Here is a 22868-nt window from a genome sequence, read left to right as displayed (position 1 = left end):
CATGATTCATCAATGGTGAAACTCTATTAAAGTTTTTCGTATATCACTATCGCAGATCCGGGTTTTGAAGCTATACTTACTGTAAGGCCGGAGTTGGCGAGATTATAACCTGTGTATGTCTTTACAACAGCCGGTTTGTTATCGGAATAAATACTGACTTTGTATTTTGCGAATGACCAGAAATAGCTGTCTATTCCGCTCAGCTTGAGTTTTACGGAAGTCTGGGTGCAGTCTGCCCTGCGGAATACCTGGACCATTCCTTTATTCAACTCTGGCATGTCATACTGCCATGCAAGAATTGTATTGGTTGCTGTGACGTCTTCGGGCACCGCCAACGGGTAGAAATCGCCTGATGCAAGGATCTGAAGGTCTTTCAGGCTGGAGATTGCCGCTGCAGCAGCTGATGCAATCGAGCTGGTTTCCCAGTCTACGGCATATGATGTACACCAGCCGAAACCACTGCGCATGCTGTAGGGATCGGTGCTTACAGCCCCCCTTCCTGTCAGTGGGAGCCAATAACTGAGTCCGAGGGTCTCATTCTGGTTTGCTTCAGCATTCCACTCACCCTGATCTGAACGCCATAGTGCCACACTGCGCCTAAGGGCTTCATAGTCAAGTCTTCCTCCGCCTGATGCGCAGTTGTCGATCAGAAGACCGGGACGGGTCGCCCTCAGATTATCCCAGTATTGATACAGTCCTGCAATGTGCTTGAGTTCCGATATCCCGTACCTGCTCAATGCCGGTACAAGTATATGTCCGTATGAGAGAATCCCGGCAACCGTCCTGCCGCTGTCCTGAGTAAGGGTGAGTATTTCGTCCTTGCCATCGCCGTTTAAATCGAAAGGCACGTATTCGCTGTTCCATATGCCTATGTCGGTCATCTTGTTTTCAGGGATGCGTCCGAAGGCTATGCCGTCAGAATAGAGGATATCTGCTTCCGCAAAGCCCTTGGGGTCTTTCCAAAGGCGTACAAGGTCGAATGCCTGGCCGGCGTTTACCTTCATTCCGAGAGATATTGTATCAACACCTGCAACGGCCCAGTCTCCCAGATCCTGCACCCCCCTGCCAGAATACCTCGTGAAGACACTGCCGTTCGAGAACAGGATATCCGATATTGCCTTGCCGTTTGCATCTTTATATATCCTTACGAGGTCATCCCTGTTGTCAGGTAATCCATTGGCGCTGGTTCCGTATGTCCCGACATCCATGACCATCACTGTTACAGGGGCGCCGTTTGAATTGTAGTTGCCTACAGAATACATCGCTGCTGCGCCGTCTCTTGTAAAGTTGCCGGAAGTGTTCGCCAGCAATGTGTCAATTCCCATTTTTCCGCCGTCATAACTGAACACCCTTACCAGGTCATCCCTTCCATCGCCGTTGATGTCGCACGGGAAGTCCTTGACCATTGAACCTTCAATCGACCAGCCTCCGATGTCGATCCTGGTGTTCCTTGTTGCGAATGCAGTTCCATTCGAAATTAATACCTGAGCCTGGGTTTTGCCATTTCCATCCATGTATTTATAAAAAAGATCAGCCTTTGAATCACCATTGATATCCATTGGTGTGAATACTGCATCAACACCGTTAGGTGCCCAGTCGCACACTTCTACCGATGTGAGGGCAGATGTTTCAAAACCGGTGGATGTAGCTCTGTATATCCTTGCTATTGCTTTCCCTCCTTCTTTTGAGATCCTCGCCAGTTCATCCTTGCCGTCACCGTTGAAATCCATCGCGAGGTTGATGACCTTGGAAGATTCGGTTGTCCATGCGCCAACATCCTGTGAACCGAAGGTCGTATTCTTGATGAAGTTATAGAAATCCTTCGGGGTTGAGCTGGCAGCATCTTCCTGGTCCCAGCTCATGGCAATGGCATAGGCATTCATGTCCTGGCGGTATATATCTACGCCGTAACCGTCGATAAGCCCTGCAAATGTCGAAATTACCCAGTCAAGAGCCAGGGGATTACCCAGGTTGAGCACCTTGTTTACATAGTCGTCAACACCTACGGCAGGCATTATCCATTCCGGGTGATCTGTCAGTACATTCGCATATTTTGAAACCCTTTCAGGTTCGAACCAGAGAAGGAATTTGTAGCCCTTTGCGTGTGCCGCATCAGATACAGGCTTGAGGCCCAGAGGAAACCGTGATGCATCTGCTGCCCAGTCGCCTTTCAGGCATATGAAGTCATCATTGGTTCCGAAATCCCTTTGCATTTCATACCACCCTGCATCTACCCAGAACGTGTTTATAGGGACATTTGCCGAGCTGATGGAATTAATCATCCTGATGAGGTTGCTCTGTGTCGTATCGGCAAACCCGTACTTTCCATGGGCTGAAGCTGCAACAATAGGTTCGGGAAGATTACCGTTGACCTTCGGTGTGAAATATTTGAGCATGAGCTTGCGGAATTTGTTGTGTCCCCTCATGCTGTCCGTATCATCATAAAACATCCTCAGGAAAGAAGATGTGCGAACGGTTTCACCGGGCTGAAGCTGGAAATCAGCACCAGGAAGTTCGGACTTGACCAGTATGCCGCTGCTTAAAAGTGACATGTTTACAGTCCAGTCTCCAGACCATCCGATGGCCATGATGGAACCCTTGCCGTCGGTATTTTCAATATTGAAGAACGGCAGGTATCCGCATGAGGACCTTCCGTTTATTGATGAAAGTGTTATTGGTTTCAGGGTTGCCACCTGGTCTTGAACAAGCATGAATTCTTCTTTAGCAGTTTTGGCAGGGCTCTTATGCTGATCCCATGGGGCCACAATGTCCATTATTCCGTATGAATAAAAAACATTGCACAAGGTAGGATCATCGGATTCAAACACGAAATTTGCCGGTAACAGGTTTGAAATATGCCATGAGTCAGATGTGCCCGTGTTGGTAAAATATATAACCCATTCAACGGCCGGATAATCAAGGTACTGGATTGCTTCACAACGGGCCTCAAGTCCTGTATTGGGATCCGTAAATGTACGGACCCATTTAACCCTGTTCTCGTCCAGTTTCTGTGAAGTGGCGGTCTGGGTCCATGTGCTGAATTTGGTATTAACAGATGTCGATGTTTCTTTGTAATTGAACGAGAAGGGTATATATTGTGTACCTTTTGAAAACCACTTCTCTATCCATTCCTGGGCATCCTGCGGGGCAGTCGGTGTCCCTGGTTTAGGTTTGCATGAAACTGAAATGAAACATGACATAACTAGGAAAATAACAAACAGCTTTAACCATTTTGGCGACCTGATCATAAAACCTCCCCCAACTAAATATTATTAATGAGTTTAATAGCAAATTTTATGCCGTATGGACAGAGCATTTAAGGGCTTGAATAAATAACAGAATATTAAATGGTTAAGATTGATATCAGGTATTGGTATTAACTGAAGATAACATATCATTGAATCCTTCTGGGCAATAAATTGCCCTTATTCTGAATAATTAAGAAATATATTACAATTACTGAAATAGCATCAATAAAGCTGTTATTTCAAGGGCATATATATTTTGAAACCGTATACGGTATCCTTGTTTGCTGGGTCCCTGTATGCCTGAAAAAGCGGACGCAACTCATATGCCCCGAATCCGACACCTGCAAAGAGGCCGATAGCCGCTCCGTAAGCGATGTTTTCAAGATGGTCTCCTGCGTCATCCAAATGAAATGCAAGGGTTGCGGTGCCGACAAGAGTGCCTATCAGGCACCCCCAGAGTGCGTCTTCAGCAACGACCTGCAGGGAGCTTGCAGCATCGGATTTTGATGGGATCACGGCTAATGAAATGATCATTATAAAAAGAATAACCAGCTTTTTCATACTGTCCTCCCCATAGGGTAATATTGCTGTCTGGTTGGATATTATAATCCCGGCAGTTATTTTATGACAAGAGATTCGGTTATTATTTCACTCGGGTCAAGGGCGGGAATGCCTGACATATAAGACAGCTGCATCCTGCATGCGCCGCAATCAGCCACCACTGCTTCGGGATTTGACTTTTTTACAGCGGCGGCAGCCTGTGCCCCAATCTTCAGTGCGGTAGCCTGATTCTTCTTTTTAAACCCGTAACTTCCGGAAAGTCCGCAGCAGTTATCATCAAGGACCTTGAAGTCGAGCCCGGGTATCTTTGAGAAAAGCCTTACCGCGGGATAGCCTATTCCCAGCGCTCTCAGGTGGCAGGGCACGTGATAGGCTATTTTCCTTCTCACCTCTCTGAATTCAGGTGCGATGTGGTTTTCCTCAATGAGCCTTAAGATATATTCGTTTACATTATAGCTGTTTTCCGCAATCTTTTTGCCTGATGCTATGCCTAGTATGCCAGGATAGTCATGGGTGAGCGTGAGGCCGCAGGATGTGCAGGAGTAGATGAGGTCATAGCCTTTGTTTATGTATTCACCAAAGACCGCGGCATTTTTCGATGCGAATTTTCTGGCCAGGTCTATCTGGCCGTTTCCCAGCGCGGGCAGTCCGCAGCAGACCTGCGAGGGCATCACAACTTCAAGGTCCATTGAAATAAGCATGTCTCGGATCTTTTTTCCTATGTCGGGCCTGTTGAAGTTAAGGAAACACCCATAGAAAAAGACCACTTTTCTCTGGCCTTTTCCCAATCTTCTTCTCCCCTTGTTCATTGAGATGAAGTCGAACGATGGAAAGGGCATGTAAGTGGAAATGCCTGCAAGATTGAAAAATTTCTTTGCAATCCCTGTTGCTGCGATTCTGTTGGCAATGGGTGCTGCAAGCGAACCAAGAGTCCCGAGGTAATAATTGTTTGCGAACATTATGGCGACAGGAGAACGCATATGCTCCCCGGCATATTTTATCTGGGCATTGAGGATTATTTCTGCTGGATTGACGCCGTATGGGCATGCCACTTCACACCTCTTGCACTGGCAGCAAAGGCTGACCCAGCTGTCCACTGATTTTTCACCCGTCATCCTGAACCTCTGCGAATCCGGACCGGACTGTTTGGGGCCGGGGAATTCAGGATTGACCCTGAATACCGGGCAGTTTTCAACACAGATGGTGCATCTTATGCAGTGTTCAAAGTTCATGAGAGGTACCTCTCGCAGGATTTGGCGGCGGCGAGGCCGGTAGCCAGTCCAAGACCGTGGCCGCAGCCGTTTTTCATGACTTCCGAATGGGCAAGAATACTTCCGCAGACAAAAAGGTTTTCATAAGGTGCATCTACAGGCCTGAATGAACTGTCGGTTAAAATGCCGGCCTTTTCTATCTCATGACCGCGTGTAAAGAATTCATTGCCGAACCACGAGTCTCTTGTTCCCGGCACAAAAACAGGCAGGTCAAAAACGGTTTCCTGGACTTTATCCTTCATGTCTGCATAAAGGCCGCCGCTTACGAATGAACCCGATGCCAGAATGAATGCCTTTGCATTGAGCCTCGTGTGCCTGGCATGGGTTTCAATAGTCAGGGCCTCGATCAGCTTTCCCTGTTTCTCAACGCTTGCAGTGGGAAGGCCCCAGAAAATCTCGCCGCCTTTTGACTGCAGGGCTTTCTTGAGAATCCTGAAGAGACGCATGCCCGGAATCGAAGGAGGAAGCGTCGGAATTTCGAACACAAGCCTTTCAGTGGATTCGGTTATAAGTTCGATGGCCTTTAGCGGCTCTGTCAATCCCAGGACGGCAGGCAAGGCTATTCTGCCGTCGGGTATTTCAAGTGACCTTAGCCATTTGATGAACTCTTCAATGAAACCGGAATCATCAAATCTTGACGATATGGACATCGTGCTTTCAACTCCGGCATCATAGATTGAAAAACCCGTATTAGATCTGTTTGAAGTGATATAGCTGGGATAAAAATCCTTAAGGCCCTTGAAGCCGATCACATGCACATAGGGGGTTTCATCCTGAGGCGCTGTTTCCATGGTCCTCGGGACAAGGCATGTGGTTTTTGAATTGCCTATGGGGGTTAGTATTTTTCTGTTCGAATGGACATTTCCGATATAAGGCAGACCAGCGTCAAACATGATATCGCCGAACTTAACAATTGCTTCCTCAATGATGGTGTGAGGCACCAGGTTGTAGGGATGTACCGGGGGAAGCTCATTTATGGCGGACAGAGGATCGTTCCCAAGGGCTAAAAGGTCTATGCAGCCTGTCGAAAGGCATACTGCAGGGTCGCCCCTGGAGATAACTGCTACACTTGCACCTGATCCGGCAAGTTCGATTCCAGCAATAAGTCCGGATATGCCCCCGCCAGTTATTACAACATCGAAGTTTATATCGCTCATTGCTCTCTCCCCATGCCTAGGATTCCAAGGTAAATGCTTTCGACAAGCTGCTCCTCTCTCAGCTGGTCGCCCCAAAGTGCAGGCCTGATTCCCCTGAACCTGCGCTGGAGAAATTCCCTCAATACCCTCATCGATTCGTCTGCGCTTACCCTGCCCATGTCCTGCATGATGCCGAGCGCCCTGTAGGTGCAGAAACCTCCCTGGCATGGGCCCATGCCCAGGCGCGTCCTGTGCTGGATGTCGCGTATGTATTTTGTTCCGATCCTGTTGACGATCCTTTCCACATCTTCCCTGTTTACGAGTTCGCATTCGCAGACAATGCCGTTCAGGCTGTTGAGGCGTTTAGAGAGAGGATATCCGCTCAATTCATCTTGTCCGTCAAGGGGCTTCTGGGCGGTCTCGCATGCCACATTCAACCCGAAGTGGTCCATGAGAGCGTCCGTCAGCTTTTCCGCCATCAGGCGGTATGTAGTGAGCTTGCCGCCCAGTATGCTGAACATCCCGTTTTTGTGGTCAATGATCTTGAATCCCCTGGAGATCGCTCTTCCGTCCGAATTATCACCCTTCAGCAGAGGTCTGACACCTGTATATGCCCTGATCATGCGAGTTGATCGGAATATGGGGATCATGGCCTGCGCCTCGCTTATAACCTTGTCCACCTCTCTTGAATCGACTTCTATCGCGTCCGGGTCGGTTACCGTGATTGATGTGGTTCCGGCAAGACATACTGCCTCGTTAGGAACGATGATATCTCCGTCCGAGGGGGGCCTCAGCCTGTTGACAACCATGTTTGTAAGCCTGTGGTTCGTTATCACGAGACTGCCCTTGGAAAGGGTCATCGGGGCGTCGCTTCCTCCGAGCTGTGCCATCTTGTCTCCCCATGCCCCGGTCGCATTTACGATAACCCTGGCCCTTATTTCCCTGATCTGGCCTGTGAACTGGTCGGCGGCCTTCACTCCCGCGCACCTGCCATGTTCCTTTATGATATCCACCACCTTATGATGTGTGAGAATGGTTGCACCCTTAAGCCGGGAAGTTGTTGCATTAAGCATGCACAATCTGAACGGGTCTATTGAGCAGTCGGGCACTTTAACCGCCTCTTCAAGCACCGGATTAAGATTGGGAACGAGGTCCAGCGCCCTTGATGCGGAAAGCACTTCGGTAGGTATGCCGACTTCTTCACAGCTTTTCAAGAATCTGTCCCTGAAGCGTTTTGAATCTCCGGGGAGCCTTACAAACAGGCCGCCCGTAATCTCAACGCATTTCTCGCCTATTTTTCTGAGTATCATGTTTTCTTCTATGCATTCCTTTGCCGCTTCAGGATCGTTGACAGCATATCTGCCTCCGCTGTGAAGAAGCCCGTGGCATGCCCCTGTAGCGCCTGCAGCAAAATCGTCTTTTTCTATAAGATAATGGGGTATTCCCCTGAGTGCGAGGTCCCGGGCTATACCGCAGCCGGTTGCGCCTCCTCCGATTATTATCACATCTGTTTTGGTCATATTCCACCTTTACAAGCCCTGATTAGACAATGAAAATGCCTGCCATACGACCGAGTTATCAAGAATTCTTGTCGGCGAAGTGCTTATATATCTTGAGTTCGTTTCCCTAATTTGTGTATATGGTGTACTTGACTTTAAATCAATTCTAAAAAGGCGCATTTATGGCAGAAGCAATGGAACTGATCGGCAGACTGGGTCTTAAAGAGGAAATAATAAGGCATCTAAAAAATCTAATCCGTATAAACACGACAAATCCTCCCGGAAATGAAATTGCAGCTGCCCGCTATGTAGCCGAGGTGTTTGAAAAAGAAGGCATCAGTTGCAATATACTCGAGTCGGAACCTGGGCGCGCAAGCATAATAGCAAGGCACAGGGGGAACGGGACAAAACGGCCGCTTCTGCTGATGTCGCATCTAGATGTGGTTGGCGTGGAAGCTGACAAATGGCAAAGAGACCCTTTCGGCGCAGATGAAGTGGACGGCGTGATATGGGGCAGGGGCGCGGTAGACTGCAAGAATTCGGTAGCCCTGTGGATGGCGGTGATGATTGCGCTCAAAAGGGGTGAGGTGTCGACCAGGCGGGATGTCATATTCCTTGCGGCTGCGGACGAGGAGACAGGCGGAAGCAAAGGGTGCGAATGGCTGGTGAAGCACCATTACGACCTTCTTGATGCCGAGGCGGCGCTGAACGAAGGCGGCGGTTTCGGCATCAATTTCATGGGAAGAACTTTTTACACATACCAGAGTGCGGAGAAGGGAAATATCTGGCTTAGGGTCACAGCACGGGGCGTCCCCGGTCATGCATCCATGCCCAGAGAAGACAATCCGGTTAAAAGACTTGTAGAAATTACAAATAAATTTACACACAAGAAATACCCTTTGAAGGTAACCCCCAGCGTACGAAAAATGATCGAGACCATGGCAGCATCCCAGAATGCCGTACTTGGAACTGCTATAAAGCAGCTGATGAATCCTCTGATATCAGACACCCTCATCAGGCTTGCAATCAAAGACCCTGGAACAGCAGCGGCTTTCAGGGCAATGCTTCACAATACCGTCTGCCCAACCGTATTCCATGCCGGGCAGAAAACGAATGTCATCCCCTCGGAAGCGGTTGCCGAATTCGATTTCAGGGTGCTGCCGTCTTATGATGCGGAAGAGTTCTGTGACCGGGCAGTCAAAGAGATAGGTCCAGGGTTTGAAATAGAGTTCCTTGATAAGAAAGAGGGGACGGAATCCGACGTGGATCACGAATTGGCGCATCTTATAAAAAAGGCCATGGCAAGGCATAAACCGGATGCAACGGTCGTACCGTTTCTGATACCGGGTGTTACGGACGGGGTGTTCTTCAGGCCTAAAGGTATGGTCGTGTACGGGTTTACCCCGGTGCTTCCTGTTGATGATATTTCGCTTGCACACGGTCATGATGAGCGCGTCTCTGTTGAAAGTCTTCATTTCAGCCTTGATTTGGGGCTGGAACTGGTCCTTGATTTTGTGCTTTAATTTCCGATTAGTCAGGGCAAGCCTCAAACAGAAACCGTATTTGCCGCTCTGAAAGAGGCAACTGAAATAGAATAAAGAGAGGGTGAAATTATGGAACAGGAAGACAAAAAAAAGGCCTTGCTTGAAGTCAAGATGTTTCTTGCCACGATTGTACTGCTTGCTATCCTGATTGCGGTATCGGGTATATGCTCGTATGTCATACCTGCCGGTGATTACGTAAAGACCACGGTAAACGGTACGACACAGCAGGTATATCATACAATTGATCAGACGCCTCTTCCAGTATGGAAGATAGCACTTGCGCCTCTTCTTGTGCTCGGCAGCAAGAACGGCCCCAGAATCATAGTGCTCATCCTCTTTATCTTCATAATCGGAGGAAGCTTTTCTGTAATGAACAAGAGCGGGATTCTTCCCAGACTTATATCCGACCTCGTCATGAGATTCAAAGACAGAAAAAGGCTTTTCATCTTTATCAATGTAGCCGTGTTCGCGCTGCTCGGCTCGACAATGGGCATACTGGAAGAGGTTACTCCACTGATACTCATTTTCATCCCCCTTGCTTATCAGATGAAATGGGATTCCATTGTGGGCGTATCCATACCTTTCGTTTCGGTCACCATAGGATTCTCGGCTGCAACATTCAACCCGTTCACACTGGGGACGGCCCAGGGGCTTGCAGGGATTCCTCTTTTTTCAGGCCTTTTCCTGAGGGTGCCGATACTTATCGTGACCATCATAATCGTTACCCTTTATATCCTGTGGTACATACGCAGAATTGAAAATGACCCTGCTAAAAGCTATGTTTACGGCTCCGACATGGAAATCAAGGCGCTTACGCACTATGAAGATGTCGTTCTCCATCAGGGAAAAGTCAAACCGGCACTTATGTGGATGGGGATATGTTTTCTCGGTATAATTGCTTCCGTTGCGCTTTGCAGTTCGGTCAAATCATTGCAGGACCTTTCTTTCCCCTTGATAGCCCTCATGTTTCTTATCATGGGATTCAGTGTCGGAATTGCATCCGGTTATGAATTCAAGAAAGTGTTCAAACTGTTCAAGGACGGACTGATCGACTTTTCGCCTGCGATCATACTCATACTCATGGCCTCGTCCATCGGATGGCTCATTGAGGAAGGAAACATTATGGATACGATCATGTACACTGTTTCCATGCATACCCAGGGAATGAGCAGGGAGATATCCGCAGTAATCATGTATCTTTTCCAGCTGTTCATGAACTTCCTTGTTTCTTCAGGTTCGGGCCAGGCTATGCTGACCATTCCGATCATGTCACAGCTGGGCGATGTGCTGGGACTGACGAGGCAGATCACGGTTCTTGCATTCCAGCTCGGAGACGGTTTCTCGCATGCATTCTGGCCAACGAATCCTCTGCTTATGGTGGTTATCGGGCTGGCCGGAATCAAATACAAGGACTGGTTCAAGTTCATGCTGCCGCTTCAGGTCATCCTGGCAACGACTAGCATAATATTCCTGCTCATAGCGGTGAAAATTAATTATTCATAGCAGTATATTGCGGGCGGATATTATTTCTGCCCGCATATTATGATTTTCATTAATTCCTTTTTTTCATGTAAACTTTTCCCTCGACTTGTGAAAACCGGTTCCTTTTTTATTGCCGGATTTGATATGACCCTAATTATATCAAATGGTTATGCATGGCATAAGTTATGCTTAAATAGTTTAACTGGATAAATTACCGATCTACAAAAAATTTCAAACAATAATTGAGAGGTTACAAGAATGAAAAAGACATTTTTTATTTTCTTGTTGGCTATGTCGATATTTGTTTTCGGCGCCTGCGGTGGAGGCGGCGGAGGGGGTGGAGACAGTACAACTCCTGAACCCGAAGATGTGGTATACACGCTGTCTGTAGCAACTTCCGGTAACGGAACGGTTACATATACCGAAGCAGGCGATGACGGCGGTTATAAGAAGGGTGAAACCCTTGTCCTGACAGCAACCCCTGACAGCGGCTGGAGATTCGATCACTGGGAAGGCAGTATAAGCAGCACCCAGAAAACCGTTTCAATTAAGGTGAGCGGGAATCTGTCGGTAACGGCCGTATTCATCCAACAGTTCACTTTGACGACATCATATACTGGTAACGGCAGCGTTACGGTAAACCCCTTATTAAGCATTTATGACACAGGGCAGGAAGTCATAATTACGGCAACCCCTGCTTCAGGATGGAGCTTTGATCACTGGTCGGGCAGTGTAACATCTACGGGTAATCCTCTCAGGATAACAATGGATTCCGACAAGACAATAACCGCAGTTTTTATCAAGCCCAGCACTCTAGGTCTCGAAGAGATGAAGGATGTTCTTCATGCCGCATATTCGGGCATAGGCTATGGACAATACAAAAAATATGACAGCAATACAGGAACTTACTATACATATACGGAAGATGATTCAAAACTTTATGGAATAGCCTTTGAAGATTTGAGGTGGCTGAGCGATGTGATTTCAATGAATTCGATAATAACCCTGATGAATTCAATAAATTACAGCAACCCGCTCGATCCTGTATTATGGAAAATGTTATATGTCATCGCAGGCAATCAAAGATCATTCGCCTTGATGGTAAACGGTTTAAGTGTAAAACTTGATCTTGTCCCGAATGGAAAAATCAGCACCAACCCGGATAATCCTTCGTCAATTACAGTCAAGATGACTGTAGGCATTCCAGCTTCAGGGTATGCCATTCAAAACTTGAATGGTGAGCATATTACCTATAAGGGGAATAATTCATCCGATCTCATCTTTACTGGAACGGGCAAGGCATATTACGATTCGGGCAGCAACCTGTTCGGCCTCTATTTCGAGTCTTTTACAACAACGGCAAGCAGCAATCTTTCAGCTATATATGAGAAACATTCTGTTCAATATAAAACCTGGACTGTAACTGCATCCGCTACCGGCAATGAAGGCAAGAAGCTCAATTATTTTATCGGGCCGTTGATGCTCTATGAATACAGTGAATTTCAGGCGCCGAATTATGACCACAGGTTCTACAAGCTCAACGGAACGTTCAGCATAGACGGAGAAGACTATTTCTATGACATGCTGTACGGCCAGCTGGACGGAAGATATAAACCGACGGTTTATGATGCTAACGCAAAATATATAAGCATGAAAGGATCAATCAGGATACCGGGACTTGGCGGGAATCTTATCAGCATATCCAGTCCCAAGTCAGATCTGTTCGAGGCCATTTTCAACGGCAAGGGCATTGACACTGTTACTCTCGGTGATATCAACGGTGCGATAAAGATCAGGATTGTCCCTGATACCGGAGTTTGGGAAACAGGCTCTCTGAGTATGATACAGGCGGGCTATTCTTCAGGTTGGGATGCTGTCTTCAGTTCAGACGGTTCTGTCGAGATTGACCCGGGTGACAATATAATCACCTCATGGCAGAAAGTTCTGGAGTTTATAAACTAGACCATTAATGAAAATTAGAAAATATTGAAGCCCGCGGGCTTTTTCTGACGTCGGGCTTTTCTTTTATTCCCGTGCTTATACATATCATGGAGATGCCGATAAAAAGGTTATAAAGGAAACAAGGTTAGCTTAAAGGTCGGGTCGTTTATGGGGGACGATCTGACTTTGATATTATTCCCAGTCAATCAGTCCGGCGATATCATGCCAGTCGGTTACAATCTTAAAATCATGGCTGCTTCTGTTCCAGGGCTGGTCGTAGAGTATGGGTGTTATGCCCTCACCGGCAAGCTGTCTGCATGTATCGAGCCTGTCGTCGATGAAGTATTTGATATTATTCTCTTTAAGAAACGGAAGCTTGGTCGTGTTATCGCCTGTGGCTTCCACATGGACTCGGCCTTTCAGCACCGGAAGGTTTTTCTCGACCCACTTCTCGACCGGATGACCGTAAGGTCTTGCCGTGACAAACATGACTGGGGCGAATAAAGAAAGCCTCGAAAGTGTTTCCTCTGCCCCGGCATTGGGTCTGAGATCAAGCTCGTGCGGGATGTCTGTCAGGATTTCAATGAGCCTGTTGGCAAGGGCCCTGTCCATCTTCACCACGTTCAGGAACTCGTAATCCGTGATTGATTCATAATCTATGCTGATTCCGAATTCGGTACATGCAAGCTTTACAAAAAGCCTGAATGTGTCAGCGACCACACCGTCAAAGTCAAAGGCGATTTCTCCCGGGCGAATTTTCATGGTAATCCTTTAAAAGATATTCCGGGGAGGATGCTCACCTCCCAGGAATGATTCTTACTTCTTGATATAGTCGAGCGTTATGTTCAGCATGCGCCTGATGGGCTCGGCAGCGCCCCACAAGAGCTGATCGCCGCAGGTGAACAGAGTCAGGTATTCTTCGCCGATATTTAGCTTGTGTATTCTTCCCACAGGCACTTCCAGCTTTCCGCTGACAGCGGCTGGCGAAAGATATTTAAGCGTATCTGGCTTGTTGTTTGGGATAACCCTTACCCATTCGTTATGACCTGCAATGATGCTTATGATTTCATCAAGCGGCAGGTTCTTTGTCATTTTGATGGTGAGCGCCTGACTGTGGCAGCGCATTGCACCCACTCGCACGCAAAGGCCGTCAACAGGGATGGGCTTGGTGAGGCCGAGGATCTTGTTGGTCTCGGAATATCCTTTCCACTCTTCCCTGGTCTGGCCGTTTTCCACGGCGGAGTCTATCCACGGTATAAGGCTTGCCGCAAGGGGCGCCCCGAAATACTGCGTAGGCAGTGCCCCGCTTTCAAGGGTTTCCTGTATTTTGCGGTCTATATCAAGGGCTGCCGATGACGGATCATCGAGCAATGCCTTCGATGCATCGCTGAGCGCCGCCATCTGGGCGACCAGCTCACGCATGTTGTTTGCGCCTGCGCCCGATGCCGCCTGATAGGTCATTGAGGTCATCCACTCTATGAGATTTTCCCTGAAAAGTCCGCCCAGGCCCATTAGCATGAGGCTCACCGTGCAGTTGCCGCCGATAAAGTCCTTGATGCCGGAATCAAGTGCCTTGTCGATTACATGCCTGTTGACGGGGTCAAGTATGATAACCGCATCATCCTTCATGCGGAGCGCCGAAGCAGCATCAATCCAGTATCCATTCCAGCCTGAGGCCCTCAATTCAGGGTAGACCTTTTTGGTGTAGTCGCCGCCCTGGCATGTGACGAGGATATCTGCTGTTGCAAGGGTTTTGACGTCGTACGCATCCACGAGCGGTTTTACGCCGAGCCCTACATCGGGCCCCATCTGGCCGGTCTGGGATGTCGTTGCGAAGAATGCCTCATAGCCTTTGAAATCCTTCTCCGCCTTCATCCTGTCCATAAGGACCGAGCCGACCATTCCCCTCCAGCCGATAAATCCTACTTTCACCATGACGATTCCTTCCTTTGTTTTAAGTATCGCAAGTCTGCTTGCGACACTAAGAAATAATGATAAATCGGCCTCACGTCAATCTTAATCGGGTGAATCAGGCAAAAAATATTCTTTGGATAAATGTTGTTGACAAACCTGCTTTTTACGGGATAACCAAACACCCACGCAGGCGCGTAGCTCAGGGGGAGAGCACCACCTTGACGCGGTGGGGGTCTAGGGTTCAAATCCCTACGCGCCTACCAATAAAACTTCTTTTAATGCGGCTTTACAGGCACATATAAACCCTTTACTCATGGTTCACCCTGAGGCAACTTAATTGTATTAAACTCGAAACACTTTTTGTAACCCACGAATAACTATGATGTAACCATGTTGACAACATTGAAATTTATATTCAGGAATTTGTTTCTTGTATTACAAAAAAGTCCTGCCGGTTTCAGCAATTTCTATTCTGTAATCATCTACATTGCTGCATGATTGATATGATAAATTTTTCCGAAACTTAACTCCGTGCAATCAGGAGCATTCCGGGGGTATACAATATCCATGTAGCAAAGAACGCGATGTCTGAATAAACCGGTACATGAAGGTTATACACAAGCCCGATCAGTTCCATGACAAAGACGAGTGTCGAGCCGGCGGCAATGAGGACGGCGCTTTTGTGCGGAAAGAGTCCACTGTGCAGAGACTCCCACCCTGTCCAGAGTACTGTCGTAAGACATGTCCCGTACACGATGCCGAGCCCGAGAAGACCTACCTTGGCAAGTCCTGCGCCCACTGAAACAAGGAGCACGGCAAAGGGGATATAAAAACATAGCGGGAAAATGAGTTTCTTCCATTGAAAGCGTCCGCCTTCGAAGAAAAAGCCGAACCCTTTTGCGCTCCTTATTGAGATGAGCAGCAGCGCAGGTACAAAAAGATACCCGCCTATTTTAAAGACAAACGGGTCACTCATGATCTTATACGTATTGAGAAGCACCGCAGTATCGCCCAGGAATGTAAGAGTAAATGCTATCGCACGAAGCAGTCCGCCGTGCTTTTCCTTTTCAGCCGAAAAGCCTGCCCACGCAACCGCCGTGCACAGAAAAGATGCAAAGAGCTTCAGATAAAAGGTTGCCCCGGATACACCGCCGTGCACGTAAGCCACAATATCGAGCGCCACAAAGGTAATATATACGAATAAAAGTACAAGGCTTAGTGCATTGATAATGAGACTCTTTTTTTCAGATGATACATTGTTCATAGGCCCTCCATGATTTCGAACACATTCCTCAGGTAATCCCTCGCATCACTGTATATGTCGGCCTTTGACTCTCGTGGCCCGGCAATGTTCAGGACTTCAATCCTGTTTGCCCGTATCCACCCGGTAGCAATTTCCGGGTCGGGATTTTCTTCAAGCTGAACTATGAGGAATGGTTTGCCGTTTTCCACTGCGTTTATGTGTGTTGCTTTGGTGCCGCCAGTGAGCTCTCCCTTATTAATTATAAGTGTACCGTCGGAATTTATTACATTCAGTTCGGTCCTCACTTTGTACTCTGCGGATTCTGTTTCGATGAGAGGGTATCTATCGGGAATGATGCCGTCCTCTGCAATTCTTCCTTTGGGGCAATATCCGCCGATAAGGTAGCCTGCTTCGATTGCGGCATCGAGTCCGGCGCGGTCAACACCTGTCTGTCCGCCTGTAACGATTTTTTTAAGTATCTTCATGATTTGATTTTTATCCAACCGCCGGGACATATTTTTCCATGAATGATTTTGTGATTCCACCTAGATATCCGTCAAGTATCTCATAAACATGTGACTGTATGGTTTCAGGAACGCCTTTGTAAAACGCCTGGGCGATGCCACCTGCGATGCAGGCAATAGTATCAGTATCGCCGCCTATTGAAACGGCTGTCCGGATGGCATCTTCGAAATCAGTTGACTCGATAAACGCCTTAATCGCCTGGGGTACGGTGCCCTGGCATGAGACATCAGAAGTATATGAATCACGGATATCGTCTATGCTGAAGTTTAAATCGTAACCGAATGTATTTTCAATATAATCACTGATTTCAAGTTTTGACTTTCCCGACCTTGCCAGGAATATCGCTGCTGCAACCGCCTGTCCGCCTTTTATGCCTTCCGGGTGACTGTGTGTGATCTCGGTGAATTCTTTGGCTTTCTGCAATACTTCTTCGATCACGTCATAGGCAAATCCCACAGGGCTGATTCGCATTGCGGCTCCGTTGCCCCAGCTGTTGTAGGGTTTGTTAAATCTGCCTTGCGCCCATTTCCTGAAAGCGCCTCCATACCCGGCATCGGGATACAACCTGAAGAACCTTTTCAGATTTTCCGCATATGGAGTGCCTGTCAGGATCGAATCGGCCAGGGCTATGGTCAGGACGGAATCATCGGTAAAAAAGTTTCTGCCGGTGAAGAGTTCGAAATTCTTGGTTTTTATGTTGTTCCATTCATAGACTGAACCGATGATATCACCCGCTATGGCCCCGATCATACTGCCTTTCAGTTTTAATCTTTACAGGATGGTTTACAGGCAGAGTATTTCGTCTATCGTGAGGTCCTGCACCCTGACCGGGTCGATCCCTTTTATCCGTGCTGCAAGCTCTTTGGCGGATATTTCCTTCAGAGTGCTGATGATCCTGTAGTCATGTTTTTCAAGCCAGAGGAAGAAGTTCCATGCGTTGCAGTCCTTGCACTGAATTTTTTTCTTTTCCCTATAGGCGTAGCCGGTAAGCGATTCGAGTTCTTTATGTTTCGGGCACTGAATATCCATACAAAAAGTTCCGGACTTGTATTTTTTTGTCATCGCTTCACTCCTTGTACATAATTGTTGGTTAAACCATTATCATTTACACAAGCTTTGCTCAACCAGGTATTAGGGATGGTTATTAATAATCATCCCGGCAACCTCTTTTCTCACCTCGTTCAGCACCTTTCCGTCATATGTCCACGGAGGACTCAGCGGATTATAGAGCCCGAGGACAGGCGCAGTGCCCATTTGTGTGTAGGCCCTGGATACACAAGCTTTTACAGCGTCCACACCTGCGGCGGATGACGCCATCTTGAACATTTCCCAGTCTTCAAGCCCGTCCCTTGTCTGCTTCAGACGAATGGATGTGATAGGTCCGTTTATCGATATCCCATGAGGAGAACCGGCCGGCGATAATGTTCCGTTATGGTCGCCCGGATAGAACAGGAACCCGTCGCCGTTGCGTGATGAAACCGGGAAAGTAACCGGGTCCTTGAGCTTGCCCCAGGGGTCGTCTTTTACCCAGTACATCGTGCTCCAGTAAAGGAATCCGGTCGCACCCTCATACCATGAACCCCACATGAGTATGCGGGGCTCATAGCCTATCATCGTATCAATGTCATATCCCGGATAAGGGGGGACGGTTGCAAGGCAGACATAGAACCAGAGCTCGCGGCCGTCTGCCAACATTTTTGCATACTGCTCGCGACCTGCAAATTTAACGCCGATTGCGCCGAGGAACCAGTCGTCGTATTTCGTGACCTCGGGGCACCATATATCTATCGTATCTTCAAGGTCCTTGACCCACCAGTTCGTTACTAGGAACGCACCTTTCCAGTCAGGGTCCGCTTCGAGGATGAGCTTTATGTCATTTGCAACTACATCATAGCTTTTCGCATTGATGAAGGGTTCGTCGAGGACATACATATAGACCCTGTCCATCCAGCCCTTTTCCTTCAGGTGCCTTGCGAATTCTTTTGCGGCCTCCTTGTACTGTTCATCGGTAAGGCTAGTCTCCATCCAGCCGGTGCCTCCCGGATAGAAGAAACCTGCATTGAATCGGTATAGAGGAACCCCGTCATTATAGAAGCTTCCATCGAGCCTCGGCCCCATGACTGCATCATAATTAGACCAGTCAACAGGCAGAAGATGTCCGTCGCTCCCGAACACGAATGGATACTCAAGCATTCCCGCAGTACTGAAAGAATCTATCCTGTGCCGGTGCAATTCCTGTTCGTAATTATTCTTCGCTTCCGCTGTTAAAGCCTGTGGATGGTATTGAGGAACGCTTCCCGGTAACAGCCCGTAAGAGGTTGCGATTGTTCTTTCCCTGGGAATGCTGAAGTCCCAGACCGTCAGATTCAAATCGATATAAACCGGATTCTTTCCTGCGGCGGTTATCTCAAGCTTTCCGGTATAAGAGCCTGCCGGAGTTTCTTCAGGGACATAAACATCTATCCACACCGGCTGGTTTTTTAGCCTTGTGATATCAAAAGGGGCTCCTACTGCCGGGTGTCCGGAATCATAGGGATCGAAAAAAGGTATAAGAGGGTCAGGATAGTTGCCGGGCAGTCTGAGATTTCCGACAACTCCGCCAAGGAAGGACGGGCTGTTCACCTTCACGTAATATTCCCTGAACATGGTTATATTCTCTTTGGGAATAAAGGCGTCTCCCGGTCCGGTTAAATCCGTTGCAGCAACATTGACATCTTTTAGACCTTTGAGCCCGCCACGAACGACAACCTGGAATGATTCGTATTCATTTCTTGCAGCATATATGAAGGCCTGAGAATCTGACCCGGCAGGCGTGTTCATCATGACCCTCTCGGTTGACGGTTCGACCCAGACCTTGATGCCATCATTACATGCACTGGCAAACATCAGGACAATGGCAGATAAAAAAAGAACAGGAATTTTATGGTTCATATCAGACTCCTCATACGTCAATCATAAATAATTAATACTGAATACCAAGTTTATAATCAGGATGACAATCAATCAAGCCAATATTTCAATAATGTTTAAAAATTCCATTTGCTTTGCAGGGTTCTCTGTTCGATAATTCTTCAGTATATTATTTTTTATACCGTGTGTTTCAGGGCAGCTTCTGCATGCCGGCAAAGCAATAAGGCCGTTAGCTGAAGGCCATTCTTTGAGTGGGCCGGGGCTTAATTTTTAAGGGCAACAGGGAGGTTCAATCATGCGTATCAGTAATGGGAAGACCAGACTTATTCCATTTATAATAATGCTTGCATGCATGTTGGGGACTGAAGATGCCTGGTCAAGGCCCACTGTTGGACTCGTGCTGAGCGGGGGAGGAGCCAGAGGGGCCGCTCATGTCGGGGTAATACAGGTGCTTGAGGAGATGAACATTCCCATTGATTTTATTGCTGGCACCAGCATGGGCTCGATAGTTGGCGGTCTGTATGCAATTGGGACGCCATCGGAAGAAATAGAGCAGCTTACCACCAGAATGGACTGGAATGAAATGTTCAGCGATACGATACCAAGGCAGATGCAGACCTATCGCCAGAAGGAAGGTCAGGAGAACTATATACTAAGCGTGTCGATAAATTCCAGGAAAGGTTTGCAGGCCCCCAAAGGATTGATATCGGGAAAGAAACTCGACCTTACGCTCAGGGCGCTTACCCTCGGGGCGGGAGATGATTTCAATGCCTACCCGATCCCTTTCAGCGCAGTAGCGACGAATGTGGAGACGGGCAAGATGGTTGTGCTTAATAAAGGTGATCTCGCCATATCCCTGCGTGCAAGCATGGCCATTCCGGTTGCGTTTTCACCTGTTGTGATAAATGGCATTCAGCTGATTGACGGAGGCGTGTCGAGGAACCTGCCGATTGACGTGGCCCGGCAGATGGGTGCCGATGTTGTGATAGCCGTCAATATCGGCACTCCGCTGAATACAGCAGACAACATCAGAAATGTCCTGAATATCGCGGACCAGACGACAGGTTTCCTGACGAACGACAACGTCGAACAGCAGATCAGGACTCTCAGAGAGGGTGACACCCTGATAACCCCTGATCTGGGAGACATCACGACTGGGAGCTTCGGCAGGATGGAGGAAGCTGTTCAGATCGGAAGGAAAACAGCGCTGGCAATGTCTGATGAGTTGAAGCGCTACTCGGTGAGTCCTGAAGAATACAAAGCCTTTCGTTCCAATCAGCTCAAGGCATCGCATCGTCCCGGCAAGATCGAGTTTGTCGAAATAGCCCAGAAAAAGCAGATCATCAACACAAACCTGTTAAAAAAATATCTCAGCTACGTGCTTAACAAGACAAAGCGAAAGAAAGCAGACCCTGATGTCCTTGCACAAACCATCTTCCAGATGTATCAACGGGAGGACCTTGAGAATATCGACTTCAAACTCATCGAGAAGAACGGTAAACAGGGAATACTTCTCGAACCCAGGCTGAAGGAGCATATACAGTACAATATAGACCTCGGGTTCAAGCTGTCCAACGATTTCAAGGGCAATACCGGATACGACATCCTTCTAGAATACCGTATGACCCATATCAACAGGCTGAATGCGGACTGGAAAAACCGGTTCAGGTTCGGTGAAATACGTGAAGCCTACACCGAATTCTATCAGCCACTCGAAACAGAGGCATGGAGAGCTTTTGTGGCCCCGTATGGAATGTACGATTCCAATCCGTATTACGTATACGACGGATCATCCCGCCTTGCCCAATATCAATTCGATAATGTATACGCAGGGGCCGACATCGGATATCAGATGGCCGAATTCGGGGAAGTGCGTATCGGCCTTTTTGCAGGATCGAGTGATACGGAGCTCAGGACCGGGGACCCGTCTCTGCCGGAAGTGGGTTTCCACAATGCCGGCTACAGGGCAAGCCTTGTCTTCGATCAACTCGACAATACGTCATTTCCTCACAGCGGCGGATATTTTAACGCGGTGTTTACCGCTGGCAGAAAGGGGCTCGGGGCTGATGAAAACTTCGATGCGATCGAGACGATGGGTCTGGTCCCGGTCACCTTCGGCCGGAGTACTATTTCTGCAAAAGCCAGGTGGGATTCGCAGCTGAGCGGCACGGAAGATTTCAACCAGCTGTTCTTTCTGGGCGGGTTTCTGGAGCTCTCAGGCCTTGTTCAGAACCAGCTTTACGGGCAGCAGCTGATTCTGGGCGAGCTTATATATACGTTCAGGCTTCTTAAAAAGAAGGTGTTCAACAACGACCTGTATGCCGGATGTTCCGTGGAAGCAGGTAATACGTGGATGAGCAAGTCGGATATGTGCTTTGACGACCTCCGTGGAGCGTTCAGCGTATTCCTTGGCGCCGATTCAATCATAGGGCCTGTATATCTGGCATACGGACATGCCGAGGGCGGAAACAACGCGGTTTATTTCTATATCGGCTCTTTCTTCTGAAGTCTGGGTTTACTGTTTTTTTGCAATGAATACGCGATAATTCATCTGTCAAAAATTGTAAAAATTATTGCGTCTGCTTATTTGCGCCCATAAATTTGCCGATAGTCACATAATATACTTAAAGGGAGGATATCCATGTTCAAGAGAATAATGCTTTTCATCCTGACTAATATCCTGGTGATGGTCACCATCTCGATAATAATAAACATCCTTGGAATAAATCCCTATCTGAGCCGGTATGGCCTCAACTGGCAGGCGCTTGCCGTCTTCTGCCTGATATGGGGTATGGCGGGTGCGTTCATTTCGCTTGCCATGTCGAAGTTCATTGCAAAGCATGCTTATGGCGTTCAGATTATCGACTCGAATTCCGGACATCCGCTGGTCGCGCTTGTAAGCAGGCTATGCATGCAGGCCAACCTGCCCATGCCGGAAGTCGGGATTTACGATTCTCCAGAAATGAATGCATTCGCAACTGGCCCCACAAGGAAGAGAAGCCTTGTGGCTGTTTCGACAGGACTTCTCAACAATATGAACAGTGCCGAGGTCGAAGGCGTGCTGGCCCATGAGATAAGCCACATTGCAAACGGTGACATGATTACCATGACGCTCATTGCAGGCATCGTGAACTCGTTCGCCATGTTCCTCTCCCGGGTAATCAGCTATTTCGTAAGCCTAGGGGTAAGGGAGGAAATGGCTTATCTGGTAAGATTTGTCCTTACCATAGCGCTCGACATCATATTCAGCATTCTCGGTTCGATAGTAGTGGCGGGTTTTTCAAGGACCAGGGAATATCGTGCAGACAAGGGTTCGGCAAACCTTGTAGGAAGGGATAAAATGATAGCTGCTCTTGAGAAACTGAAGGCGGTCTATCAGCCGCTTGATAAAAGAGCACCATCTCTTAATACTCTTATGATTGCAGGCAAGGGTTCCTTCATCGAACTCTTTGCAACGCACCCGCCGCTTGATAAAAGGATTGAGGCACTTAAACAAATATAAGCTTGTCCGGTAGTTTGTTGACCCTGAAAAGAGGTGTTTTCATCGATGAAAAGAGGTTTGTTGCACAGCAAATCGTGAGTTTACAAGGCAAT

Annotated in this window: 17 protein-coding genes and 1 tRNA gene; 6 read left to right on the top strand and 12 right to left on the bottom strand. The window is 48.0% G+C overall.

Annotation, left to right across the window (positions count from 1 at the left end; translation table 11 throughout):
• Nucleotides 1-26: 26 nt before the first annotated feature.
• The 5 genes from VIS94_06590 to glpA all read right to left on the bottom strand — a co-directional run bounded on the left by VIS94_06590 (nt 27) and on the right by glpA (nt 7736).
• Nucleotides 27-3248, bottom strand: coding sequence for an alpha-galactosidase (locus VIS94_06590; GenBank protein HEY9160735.1), 3222 nt, complete (start codon nt 3246-3248; stop codon nt 27-29).
• 234 nt (nt 3249-3482) lie between these two features.
• Nucleotides 3483-3809 carry a hypothetical protein gene (locus VIS94_06585; protein HEY9160734.1) on the bottom strand — a complete coding sequence of 109 codons (327 nt, stop codon included), beginning with the start codon at nt 3807-3809 and terminating at the stop codon, nt 3483-3485.
• A gap of 56 nt (nt 3810-3865) precedes the next feature.
• Nucleotides 3866-5041, bottom strand: a complete 1176-nt coding sequence (locus VIS94_06580; protein ID HEY9160733.1) for an anaerobic glycerol-3-phosphate dehydrogenase subunit C — start codon at nt 5039-5041, stop codon at nt 3866-3868.
• Nucleotides 5038-6237, bottom strand: coding sequence for an anaerobic glycerol-3-phosphate dehydrogenase subunit GlpB (gene glpB, locus VIS94_06575; GenBank protein ID HEY9160732.1), 1200 nt, complete (start codon nt 6235-6237; stop codon nt 5038-5040). The genes VIS94_06580 and glpB overlap by 4 nt, the downstream gene beginning before the upstream one ends.
• Entirely contained in the window at nt 6234-7736 is a 1503-nt protein-coding gene (gene glpA, locus VIS94_06570) for an anaerobic glycerol-3-phosphate dehydrogenase subunit A (protein HEY9160731.1), read from the bottom strand. The genes glpB and glpA overlap by 4 nt, the downstream gene beginning before the upstream one ends.
• 161 nt (nt 7737-7897) lie before the next feature.
• On the opposite strand from glpA, the gene VIS94_06565 reads away from it, so the two are divergent.
• The 3 genes from VIS94_06565 (at nt 7898) to VIS94_06555 (ending at nt 12703) form a co-directional block, all read left to right on the top strand.
• The gene (locus tag VIS94_06565; protein ID HEY9160730.1) at nt 7898-9238 is read left to right on the top strand and encodes a M20/M25/M40 family metallo-hydrolase; all 1341 of its coding nucleotides are present in this window, start codon (nt 7898-7900) and stop codon (nt 9236-9238) included.
• Nucleotides 9239-9328: 90 nt separating this feature from the next.
• A complete protein-coding gene (locus tag VIS94_06560) occupies nt 9329-10762 on the top strand; it encodes a hypothetical protein (protein ID HEY9160729.1) in 1434 nt (477 codons plus the stop codon).
• A gap of 237 nt (nt 10763-10999) precedes the next feature.
• On the top strand, nt 11000-12703 hold the full coding sequence (locus VIS94_06555) for a hypothetical protein (protein ID HEY9160728.1): 1704 nt from the start codon (nt 11000-11002) through the stop codon (nt 12701-12703).
• 171 nt (nt 12704-12874) lie between these two features.
• Here the strand turns inward: VIS94_06555 and VIS94_06550 are convergent, their stop codons facing one another.
• Complete coding sequence (locus tag VIS94_06550; GenBank protein ID HEY9160727.1) at nt 12875-13444, bottom strand: haloacid dehalogenase; 570 nt, start codon at nt 13442-13444, stop codon at nt 12875-12877.
• Between the two features lie 54 nt (nt 13445-13498).
• Nucleotides 13499-14617: an aspartate-semialdehyde dehydrogenase gene (gene asd / locus VIS94_06545; GenBank protein HEY9160726.1), complete on the bottom strand. Its 1119-nt coding sequence runs from the start codon at nt 14615-14617 to the stop codon at nt 13499-13501.
• Nucleotides 14618-14784: 167 nt separating this feature from the next.
• Here asd and VIS94_06540 point away from each other — a divergent pair.
• A tRNA-Val gene (locus tag VIS94_06540) sits at nt 14785-14859 on the top strand.
• A 260-nt stretch (nt 14860-15119) separates the two neighbouring features.
• Here the strand turns inward: VIS94_06540 and VIS94_06535 are convergent.
• The 5 genes from VIS94_06535 to VIS94_06515 all read right to left on the bottom strand — a co-directional run bounded on the left by VIS94_06535 (nt 15120) and on the right by VIS94_06515 (nt 19295).
• Nucleotides 15120-15860 (bottom strand): hypothetical protein, encoded by a 741-nt coding sequence (locus VIS94_06535; protein ID HEY9160725.1) that lies wholly within the window; start codon nt 15858-15860, stop codon nt 15120-15122.
• Nucleotides 15857-16324 carry a putative molybdenum carrier protein gene (locus VIS94_06530; GenBank protein ID HEY9160724.1) on the bottom strand — a complete coding sequence of 156 codons (468 nt, stop codon included), beginning with the start codon at nt 16322-16324 and terminating at the stop codon, nt 15857-15859. The genes VIS94_06535 and VIS94_06530 overlap by 4 nt, the downstream gene beginning before the upstream one ends.
• 10 nt (nt 16325-16334) lie before the next feature.
• On the bottom strand, nt 16335-17114 hold the full coding sequence (locus VIS94_06525) for an ADP-ribosylglycohydrolase family protein (protein HEY9160723.1): 780 nt from the start codon (nt 17112-17114) through the stop codon (nt 16335-16337).
• Nucleotides 17115-17147: 33 nt separating this feature from the next.
• Nucleotides 17148-17426 carry a hypothetical protein gene (locus VIS94_06520; protein HEY9160722.1) on the bottom strand — a complete coding sequence of 93 codons (279 nt, stop codon included), beginning with the start codon at nt 17424-17426 and terminating at the stop codon, nt 17148-17150.
• A 69-nt stretch (nt 17427-17495) separates the two neighbouring features.
• On the bottom strand, nt 17496-19295 hold the full coding sequence (locus tag VIS94_06515; GenBank protein HEY9160721.1) for a glycoside hydrolase domain-containing protein: 1800 nt from the start codon (nt 19293-19295) through the stop codon (nt 17496-17498).
• 274 nt (nt 19296-19569) lie between these two features.
• Between VIS94_06515 and VIS94_06510 the strand changes: the two genes are divergently transcribed.
• Complete coding sequence (locus VIS94_06510; protein HEY9160720.1) at nt 19570-21780, top strand: patatin-like phospholipase family protein; 2211 nt, start codon at nt 19570-19572, stop codon at nt 21778-21780.
• Between the two features lie 135 nt (nt 21781-21915).
• The gene (htpX, locus tag VIS94_06505; protein ID HEY9160719.1) at nt 21916-22776 is read left to right on the top strand and encodes a protease HtpX; all 861 of its coding nucleotides are present in this window, start codon (nt 21916-21918) and stop codon (nt 22774-22776) included.
• Nucleotides 22777-22868 lie beyond the last annotated feature (92 nt).

Source organism: Desulfomonilia bacterium, assembly GCA_036567785.1.
In the GTDB taxonomy this organism is placed as follows: Bacteria; Desulfobacterota; Desulfomonilia; order UBA1062; family UBA1062; genus DATCTV01.
Note: the sequence above shows the minus strand (reverse complement) of the source record. Positions and strands in the feature narration are given on the sequence as shown.

What these genes read in the sequence shown, in the direction of transcription:
- VIS94_06590 (HEY9160735.1), bottom strand. Translation starts at nt 3,248, where the DNA reads ATGATCAGGTCGCCAAAATGGTTAAAGCTGTTTGTTATTTTCCTAGTT.
- VIS94_06585 (HEY9160734.1), bottom strand. Translation starts at nt 3,809, where the DNA reads ATGAAAAAGCTGGTTATTCTTTTTATAATGATCATTTCATTAGCCGTG.
- VIS94_06580 (HEY9160733.1), bottom strand. Translation starts at nt 5,041, where the DNA reads ATGAACTTTGAACACTGCATAAGATGCACCATCTGTGTTGAAAACTGC.
- glpB (HEY9160732.1), bottom strand. Translation starts at nt 6,237, where the DNA reads ATGAGCGATATAAACTTCGATGTTGTAATAACTGGCGGGGGCATATCC.
- glpA (HEY9160731.1), bottom strand. Translation starts at nt 7,736, where the DNA reads ATGACCAAAACAGATGTGATAATAATCGGAGGAGGCGCAACCGGCTGC.
- VIS94_06565 (HEY9160730.1), top strand. Translation starts at nt 7,898, where the DNA reads ATGGCAGAAGCAATGGAACTGATCGGCAGACTGGGTCTTAAAGAGGAA.
- VIS94_06560 (HEY9160729.1), top strand. Translation starts at nt 9,329, where the DNA reads ATGGAACAGGAAGACAAAAAAAAGGCCTTGCTTGAAGTCAAGATGTTT.
- VIS94_06555 (HEY9160728.1), top strand. Translation starts at nt 11,000, where the DNA reads ATGAAAAAGACATTTTTTATTTTCTTGTTGGCTATGTCGATATTTGTT.
- VIS94_06550 (HEY9160727.1), bottom strand. Translation starts at nt 13,444, where the DNA reads ATGAAAATTCGCCCGGGAGAAATCGCCTTTGACTTTGACGGTGTGGTC.
- asd (HEY9160726.1), bottom strand. Translation starts at nt 14,617, where the DNA reads ATGGTGAAAGTAGGATTTATCGGCTGGAGGGGAATGGTCGGCTCGGTC.
- VIS94_06535 (HEY9160725.1), bottom strand. Translation starts at nt 15,860, where the DNA reads ATGAACAATGTATCATCTGAAAAAAAGAGTCTCATTATCAATGCACTA.
- VIS94_06530 (HEY9160724.1), bottom strand. Translation starts at nt 16,324, where the DNA reads ATGAAGATACTTAAAAAAATCGTTACAGGCGGACAGACAGGTGTTGAC.
- VIS94_06525 (HEY9160723.1), bottom strand. Translation starts at nt 17,114, where the DNA reads ATGATCGGGGCCATAGCGGGTGATATCATCGGTTCAGTCTATGAATGG.
- VIS94_06520 (HEY9160722.1), bottom strand. Translation starts at nt 17,426, where the DNA reads ATGACAAAAAAATACAAGTCCGGAACTTTTTGTATGGATATTCAGTGC.
- VIS94_06515 (HEY9160721.1), bottom strand. Translation starts at nt 19,295, where the DNA reads ATGAACCATAAAATTCCTGTTCTTTTTTTATCTGCCATTGTCCTGATG.
- VIS94_06510 (HEY9160720.1), top strand. Translation starts at nt 19,570, where the DNA reads ATGCGTATCAGTAATGGGAAGACCAGACTTATTCCATTTATAATAATG.
- htpX (HEY9160719.1), top strand. Translation starts at nt 21,916, where the DNA reads ATGTTCAAGAGAATAATGCTTTTCATCCTGACTAATATCCTGGTGATG.